Here is a 7,968-nt window from a genome sequence, read left to right on the forward strand (position 1 = left end):
ATGGTCATTTCGTTGCGTTTGATTTGTCCAGATAAGAAAAACCCGCGAAACTTGGCTCCAGAATTTTACATCGCGGGCCATACGAATCCGTGAACTTGATCGCTGTCTTATGTCCGCGTTGGCGAAGCAGGCGGCAGTCACCCTAGCGGAGCAAAATTCATATCGATATAGTGACGGTTGAAAAGGGCAACTGTCGGGGCAAATATGGCGGATATTATTTCGAATATTAGCGTCTGTAGAAACGCAGGAATTCTCGAAGAAAGAAATGGCCGTTCGGAAAGCCTTAGCTTCCGAAAATACAATCTCATTTACGGCTTCAATGGTGCAGGTAAGAGTACCTTGTCCAGGCTTTTCTCATCTTTAGAATTCGGAGAAAGGCACACTAAACTGCCTAAGGACTGTGCCTTCGAGATAAGCTTGAGCGACGGCACTACATATGGCATCCCCGCCAATCCGAAAGGGCTGGAACGACGGGTGACAGTCTTCAATAGTGACTTCGCCGAAAACAATTTCCAGTGGGTTCACGGAAAGGCGCGACCGATTTTTCTCATCGGCAAAGACCAGGCTGATGCTCATAAAGAATTGGGAAATATAGAGAATCATATTCTCGAACTACAGGGCCGATTTGCAACCGCCAAAACATCTGAACAGCATGCTCTCAAAGCCCTAACTGCATTCAAGCGTGACCGGGCGAAGCTAACGGCGGATCGTCTGAATCTCGGTGGCCGCAAATATGAAGCGCCCCAGCTCACAAAAGATTATGAGCAATGGCCAGCGGCAGATACGCCTGTAATCTCGGTAGACGCCCTCAGAACAGCCGAAGATCTGAGACGAGCATCCGAGCCGATGGCTCCAATTCCAGAGATTCAGTTCGATAGCACGACAGTGCCAGCTGCATTCCGCTTCATTCGAGACATGTGCGTACAATCCCTCGGTACCGTCGCACTTAAGGAAGTCGAGAATTATCCGGATGCATTGCTTTGGATAAAACAGGGACATGAACTACACACGAAGCACGACCTCTCGGTATGTCTTTTATGCGGGAACCAGTTAACACCCGAACGTCGTGACGTTCTGCGCATCGCGTTGGACACAACTATCGATCAATTTATAGATCGTCTCTCCAAAACCTCGTCAAAATTGAATTTCGTAATCGATATTCTATCTGAACTTCGCGACCATTCCCCTCGCGCTGACTCCTTATATTCAAACCAAATCGACCAATACAAATCGCAGAGAGCGGACTTTGATGAAAAACTAAAAGAAACATTGAGAGTCTTGCGACTTCTTAGAGAAATTCTCGATCAAAAAATTGCCGCCCCAGCGAGCCCTGTAGATATATCGCATCTGCCCGAAGCGAATGAAATTGAAACCATCAACGATCAATTGTCGGCTTCGGTATCTTCGTTGAACGTGATGATTGCTGAACACAACAAAACGGTAAACGGGTTTAAGCAAGCCAAAGAAGAAGCTGAAATTACAATTCGCAAGCATTTTATCGGTGCTTGTAGAGCTGATTTCGACATAAATGTTAATGCAGTCAGCGAGGCGATCAAGTCTCGGGAAACGATAGAACGCACGCTTGCTGAGGCTCAAACCAAAGCCGAGAATCTTCGACAGGCCATTCGTACTCATGGTCCAGCGGCAGAAGCTATCAATAAACTCGTGAAGTCATACCTTGGTCATGGGGAGCTTACGATCCACCCTATTGAAGAAGGTTATGAGGTTCGCCGTCACGGAGCGGTGATAGAAGGATTACCTAGCGAGGGGGAGAAAACTGCGATCTCGATAGCATACTTTCTCTCAACCATTGAAGCAGACGGCAAGGCTTTTAAAGATGCCATCGTCGTAGTCGACGATCCGGTGTCCAGTTTGGATACGAAAGCTCTGAATTTTGCGTGTTCATTAATTCGCACACGGCTATCCGGCGTCTCTCAGCTTTTCGTGCTTACACACAATCAGCAATGTATGAATGAGTTCAGAAAAGCGTGGAAGAAGGGAGCTGAACTGCGAGATGGTAAACAACCGACTACTTCTTTACATTTTCTTGATGTCAAGATCGCGCAAGATAGTTCGAAGCGTTCTTCAAAGATAATACCGCTACCAACGCTCCTACGCGAATACGATTCCGAGTATCATTTTCTTTTTGGGCAGGTACTTCGTTTCCGCAATGCAGGCGAAGAACATTTTGAACACGGTTACATGATGCCGAACGTGCTGCGTCGGGTTCTAGATGTTTTCCTCGCGTTCAGATGCCCTGGGAACTCGGGCCTTACAGGAAAAATCGACCAGCTGTGCAAGGCACATCCTGAATTGGACCGGGATCGCATCGTGGCATTAGAACGACTGACGCAAGTTGAATCCCATTCAGATAGCCTCGATGATCTTATATCTTTTTCTTCGATGACAATCGAAGAAACACGCGATGCCGCAAACGCGTTGATTGTCATGATGGATCATGTAGATAAGTCGCATCTGGCGGCCCTTACAAAACTTTGCAAATAAATTGGTTCGCATACTCCTTAAGTAATCTATGGGTGAGCCAAAACGCCGAATAGATTTTGTCTACAGAATAGCAAAAAACCTGAGATGGCCAGGAATTATTGAGCATGCGTGCAGAAGACCAAATATTTAAGGACCTTTCCGAACTATGTCAGTCACCTGGGTACATACACGCCTTGGCTATACTTTGTTTTCGCAATACGGCCGTTGGAATTTCTGAAGAGCTGAAACCTCACGATTTGGCTAGACTTGCAGATCCATCCACCTTAATACGTACCGAGCTAAATACCCTTTATGGGTTGATGATCAACGGCGCAATCGACTTCGCATTGCCGACACAAGAACAACTGTCGAGATATGTTGAGAAAAGCTGCCAACTACTAGAAGAATTGCATAACGCTATATCTGCGTCCGCAGCGACGCTTTTTAAAGCAGAGAACATTCTGGATTCCAGCTTTAACCCGTTTGCTTCGGCGGCAGTTATGCGCGAACCAATATTTTACGCTGCGGAATCCGCGTATCCGTTTCAATATCGAGATCTAGAGCGCGTCCACTTTACTCGGGGTCATATCCGCAGGATTTGAAGTAATTGGCGCATTCTTGTGGTTCGAACAGCGTGACGATCTGGCCGACGGTATTCCATAAGCCCTCGACGGTTCGCTCGGCTTTGGCGCGCAAGACGGCCTTGAGCTTAGCGAAGGCCTTCTCGATGGGGTTGAAGTCTGGACTGTATGGAGGAAGGTAGAGCAAGCGGCACCCCACACCTTCGATTGCAAGACGCACGCCCTGCGCCTTATGTGACGGCAGGTTGTCCATGATGACGATGTCGCCGGTCACCAAGGTTGGAATGAGAACCTGTTCGACATAGGCCTGGAATGCGACGCCGTTCATCGCACCGTCGAGGACCATGGGCGCGGTCATGCCGGATAGTCTGAGTGCACCGGTAAATGTCGTTGTCTTCCAATGGCCGTGTGGGACCGGTGAACGGCATCGATCTCCGCAAGGGGCTCGTCCGCGAAGCCGGGACATCTTCGTGCTCAGGCCGGTTTCATCAATGAAGACGAGGCGCGCTGGATCGAGATCGAGTTGGCCGTCGAACCAGTCCTGGCGACGCTTCAGCAGATCAGGACGGTCCTGCTCCAGTGCATGTGCGGTCTTTTTTTGAAAGTCCAGCCGCGCTTTCGCAGCCAGACGTCAAGTCCACTGCGACCGATCGATACGGCTCTCTCCTTATACAATCGCCGGACCATCTCGTTGAGCGTGATGTCCTTCGCCTCTTCGATCATGCCGAAGATGAAGTCCTCGTGAGGATCCAGGCGTGAGCCGCCGCGTCGGCCCTGCTTCGCCGGGGTCAACAGACCTGCCCGCGCACTCGCAATCCAGGCGATGGCTGTTGAAATCCCAATCCCAAATCGGGCTGCCGCTGAACGCGCCGACATGCCATCCCGTGACGCAGCCAGAACGCGGCTACGCAGATCATCACTGAAAGCCCGGGTCATATTGCCTCCAACCAAATCACCAGTCGGAGCGATGGAATCAGAATTCGGCCACCAAGGGAATCCTCAACGCGATTCCGCGTTCAATGGACGCGCTCTAGCTCATTATAAATACCAAAAAGACACCCAATGGTTGTTGGAAAAAAGAGCGTTCGACATCGAAGCCGCCCAATTAGTCTGCAAAGCAATACTGGATTTGTTGAACCAGCGCCTTTTTTCAACGTTGTTTGCCTTGAAAGGGCAACCCAAAGAAACATGGACAGTACTGCCCGGTTTCTCGTTTTCATGTGCGGAATTGGCAATGATCACTGGCCTTTCGCAGGATGTCATACTGAAATGCATAGAACCTTTCTGCGTTCCCACTGCACCAGCCAATGCGGAATTCACCTCATTACATGCGTTTAATAAGGCATATGCGCTCCCTATTATTAGAAAGGGCGAGGACGAATTCGTCATTCTGCAACCAGCCTACGGTTACAGCGAAGCAATATATGACGCGCCATTCTATTGGATGGGCGCTGATAAAGAATATTGTTCAACGGCGATGAGACACCGTGGGGATTTCGCGGAAAATTTTACTTATGATAGATTAGTCAAAATTTTTGGATCTTCTCGTGTTTTCAAGAATGTGGAAATTTTGCGTGGAAAGGCAGAAACACTTGCCGAAATTGACGTACTGGTTGTTTTTGGAGACCGTATCATTGTTTTGCAAGCAAAATCCAAAAAGTTAACACTTTCAGCTCGAAATGGTAATGACCTTCAGTTGAAAGGAGACTTCAAATCCGCAGTTCAGGACGCTGTCGATCAGGCATATCTTTGCGCCTCCTTACTGATTGATCAAACGGTGACGTTGCGCTGTAGAGATGGCGTAACACCGCAGTTGCCCTCAGTACCAAAAACTATTTTTCCATTGACAGTCGTTTCAGATCACTATCCGGCATTGGCTTTTCAAGCAAAACAGTTTTTGAATATCCGTTGTACCGAGACAATCGTCTCACCGCTCGTCACTGATGTCTTTACTCTAGACGCGATAAGCGAATTGCTTTCTACACCACTTCGCTTTCTGAGCTATATTTGGCTAAGAGCGAAGGCCTCTAAAACGGTATTCGTGAACCATGAACTGGTAACGCTCTCGTACCATCTTCAAAATAACCTGTGGGTCGAGCCGCAGACTAATCTACTAATGTTGGACGACAGTATCTCGCTTCCCCTTGACGTGGCTATGGCGGCTCGTCGGGAGGGTATTCCCGGTCGCAAGACGCCCGAAGGATTACTAACCAAGTTCTGCGGCACGCGGTTTGAAAAAATTGTAACGCAGATTGAAAAGGAAGCGGCCGCCCCGGCGATTGCGCTCGGCTTCGCGCTCATGGAGCTAGGGGAAGCTTCAATAAACGAGATAAATCGAAATCTTGAAGTAATCTCAAGACGCGCTGTTAACGATGGGAAGCTCCACGATTTTAGCCTCGGTACCGACAATCCTGTCAGCGGCATCACGTTTCACACGGGCGGAGGCATCATTGATGCGGAGAAACGCCTATACGAGCATTGCAAGCGCCGTAAGTACATTGAGAGAGCCGAAGTCTGGCATGGAGTAGTTCTTACTAATGATGGATCGATTAAATTGGCAACAACTCTTTCAGGAAAATGGGAAGAAGATTTATCCCTCGAAGCAGAAATTTTGAAGACCTTAGCCAGTAAATCGCGCCAAGCTAATCCCACTCAGGCAAAATTGGGCCGCAACGAGAAATGCAGTTGCGGAAGCGACAAGAAATATAAAAGGTGCTGTTATAACGCCGCTTGATTTTTTTACAAAGCGAACGACATTATTCTATACTCATTCGATATGTCCGCTGTGGCATAGTCTTTGTAATGTCATCGGTATGCATAAAAATTTATAGCAATCTCGGAGATATACCGTGCTTACAAGTAGCCGACGGGAATAGCTGACTTTTGGCGTGGAGTTAGCCGCCCCCCTGGAATAGAAAATCCAGCTAGACTCCTGCTCATGATTGTTCCATCTATTGCTGATAATTGGGTGGGTTAAATCATGGATGTTGATTGCCACTGAGAACTGACCCGGCGTTTCCACCGAGAATTGACCCGCCTGTTAGGTATGTTTCGGGTCTGCGGTCGTGGTCAAGTTCCTCGTTTTCTCCTTTGTCGTTTTAGTGTCGTGCGCAGAGCTGTTCTTGAAGCGGAAGCTGTCGTTTCCGGTTTCAAGGATGTGGCAATGATGGGTAAGCCGATCGAGCAATGCCGTGGTCATCTTGGCATCACCGAAGACGCTGGCCCATTCGCTGAAGCTGAGGTTCGTCGTGATGATGACGCTGGTTCGCTCGTAGAGTTTGCTGAGCAGGTGGAAGAGCATCGCACCGCCTGACGCGCTGAACGGCAGGTATCCAAGCTCATCAAGGATCACGAGATCAGAGTGGACAAGGCGATTGGCGATCTGCCCAGACCGTCCTTGCGCCTTTTCCTGTTCCAGCGCGTTGACCAGCTCGACCGTTGAGAAGAACCGGACCCGTTTGTGGTGATGCTCGATGGCCTGAACACCTATCGCGGTAGCAATGTGTGTCTTGCCCGTGCCGGGGCCACCGACCAGAACGATGTTGTTTGCGTCGTCCAGGAAGTCGCAGCGATGAAGCTGCTGCACGAGCGCCTCGTTGATCTCGCTGCTGGCGAAGTCGAAGCCATTCAGATCACGATAGGCAGGGAAGCGTGCCGTCTTGAGCTGGTAGGCAGTCGAGCGAACTTCACGTTCCGCGGTCTCTGCTTTCAAAAGCTGCGACAGGATCGGAATGGCAGCCTCGAACGCCGGCGATCCTTGCTCGGTTAGTTCGCCGACGGCTTGTGCCATTCCGTGCATCTTCAGTTGCCGCAGCATGATGACGATCGCACCGCCTGCTGGATTATGACGCATGGCGGGCCTCCGTCTTTCTCAGGGCATCGTATCGTTCAACATTGGCCTTGGGCTCGTTGACGAGCGTCAGGGCTTGTGGCGCATCGATGGTCGGCGGCGTGAAGGATTTGCCGTCGACAAGGCGATGCAGCAGGTTCAGAACATGCGTCTTGGTCGGAACACCGGACTTCAACGCCATGTCGACCGCCGACAGGACGGCCTGTTCATCGTGTTGAAGGACGAGCGCCAGGATATCGACCATCTCCCGGTCGCCGCCAGGCTTCTTGAGCAAGTATTGCTGCAAGGCCCGGAATGCATCGGGAAGTTCGACGAATGGTGCACCGTTGCGAAGCGCACCTGGCTTGCGCTGCACTACCGCCAAGTAGTGCCGCCAGTCGTAGATCGTCTGTCCTGGCCTGTCGTGGGAGCGATCAATGACGCGACGATGCTCGCAAATGATCTGTCCTTCTGCGGCGGCCACAACACGGTCTGGGTAAACCCTTAGGCTCACCGGCCGATTGGCGAAGGACGCCGGGACGCTATAGCGATTGCGCTCCAGATGCACGAGGCAGGTCGGAGAGACACGCTTGGTGTATTCGACAAACCCATCGAACGGCCGGGTAATGGGCATGAGCGCGGGAGCTTCTTCCGCCCAAATGTCGGCAATGGTGCCACGCATCTGACCGTGCGGGGTCTGTGCCCAGAACTCCTTGCAGCGTTGCTCGAGCCAGTCGTTCAGGGCTTCCAGCGATGGAAAGCGCGGAACGGGCTGAAAGAACCGATGACGCGCATCCTGAACATTCTTCTCGACTTGTCCCTTCTCCCAGCCTGAAGCCGGATTGCAAAACTCAGGCTCGAACAGGTAGTGGCTAGCCATCGCCTGGAAGCGCACGTTGACGTCACGCTCTTTCCCGCGGCCAACCTTGTCGATCGCGGTGCGCATGTTATGGGATGGACGCCTCCCTCCGAACCTTCAGAATGAAAGGCCAACCAAAGGAGGAAGTCATGACATTCGAATTGCTCGCAATCGATCTCGGAAAGTCGTCGTTTCATCTGCACAGCATTGCTTCA

General features: G+C 50.7%; 5 protein-coding genes and 1 pseudogene. 3 read left to right on the forward strand and 3 right to left on the reverse strand.

Going from position 1 to position 7,968, the window contains the following annotated elements; genetic code table 11:
* The first annotated feature begins 204 nt into the window (after positions 1–204).
* Entirely contained in the window at positions 205–2,505 is a 2,301-nt protein-coding gene (locus ABWW28_RS11075) for an AAA family ATPase (protein WP_176587541.1), read from the forward strand.
* 104 nt (positions 2,506–2,609) lie between these two features.
* Positions 2,610–3,086, forward strand: a complete 477-nt coding sequence (locus ABWW28_RS11080) for a hypothetical protein (RefSeq protein ID WP_353390978.1) — start codon at positions 2,610–2,612, stop codon at positions 3,084–3,086.
* Here the strand turns inward: ABWW28_RS11080 and ABWW28_RS11085 are convergent.
* Positions 3,058–4,001, reverse strand: a protein-coding gene (locus ABWW28_RS11085) for an IS630 family transposase (protein ID WP_353390980.1) whose coding sequence is annotated in 2 segments (ribosomal slippage) — positions 3,058–3,677 and positions 3,677–4,001 — 945 coding nt in all. Because the reading frame shifts where the segments join, the coding sequence is not laid out codon by codon here. The genes ABWW28_RS11080 and ABWW28_RS11085 overlap by 29 nt on opposite strands.
* Positions 4,002–4,032: 31 nt before the next feature.
* On the opposite strand from ABWW28_RS11085, the gene ABWW28_RS11090 reads away from it, so the two are divergent.
* Positions 4,033–5,799: an NERD domain-containing protein gene (locus tag ABWW28_RS11090; protein ID WP_353390982.1), complete on the forward strand. Its 1,767-nt coding sequence runs from the start codon at positions 4,033–4,035 to the stop codon at positions 5,797–5,799.
* 306 nt (positions 5,800–6,105) lie between these two features.
* On the opposite strand, the gene istB is transcribed toward ABWW28_RS11090, so the two are convergent.
* Complete coding sequence (istB, locus tag ABWW28_RS11095; RefSeq protein ID WP_305403408.1) at positions 6,106–6,918, reverse strand: IS21-like element helper ATPase IstB; 813 nt, start codon at positions 6,916–6,918, stop codon at positions 6,106–6,108.
* Positions 6,908–7,843 (reverse strand): annotated as a pseudogene (locus ABWW28_RS11100) (Mu transposase domain-containing protein); the annotation flags it as partial. The pseudogene ABWW28_RS11100 and the gene istB, both read right to left, overlap by 11 nt.
* Positions 7,844–7,968 lie beyond the last annotated feature (125 nt).

The organism is Brucella sp. NBRC 14130 (assembly GCF_040371715.1).
Lineage (GTDB): Bacteria > Pseudomonadota > Alphaproteobacteria > Rhizobiales > Rhizobiaceae > Brucella > Brucella intermedia.

What these genes read in the sequence shown, in the direction of transcription:
- ABWW28_RS11075 (WP_176587541.1), top strand. Translation starts at nt 205, where the DNA reads ATGGCGGATATTATTTCGAATATTAGCGTCTGTAGAAACGCAGGAATT.
- istB (WP_305403408.1), bottom strand. Translation starts at nt 6,918, where the DNA reads ATGCGTCATAATCCAGCAGGCGGTGCGATCGTCATCATGCTGCGGCAA.
- ABWW28_RS11080 (WP_353390978.1), top strand. Translation starts at nt 2,610, where the DNA reads ATGCGTGCAGAAGACCAAATATTTAAGGACCTTTCCGAACTATGTCAG.
- ABWW28_RS11090 (WP_353390982.1), top strand. Translation starts at nt 4,033, where the DNA reads ATGGAATCAGAATTCGGCCACCAAGGGAATCCTCAACGCGATTCCGCG.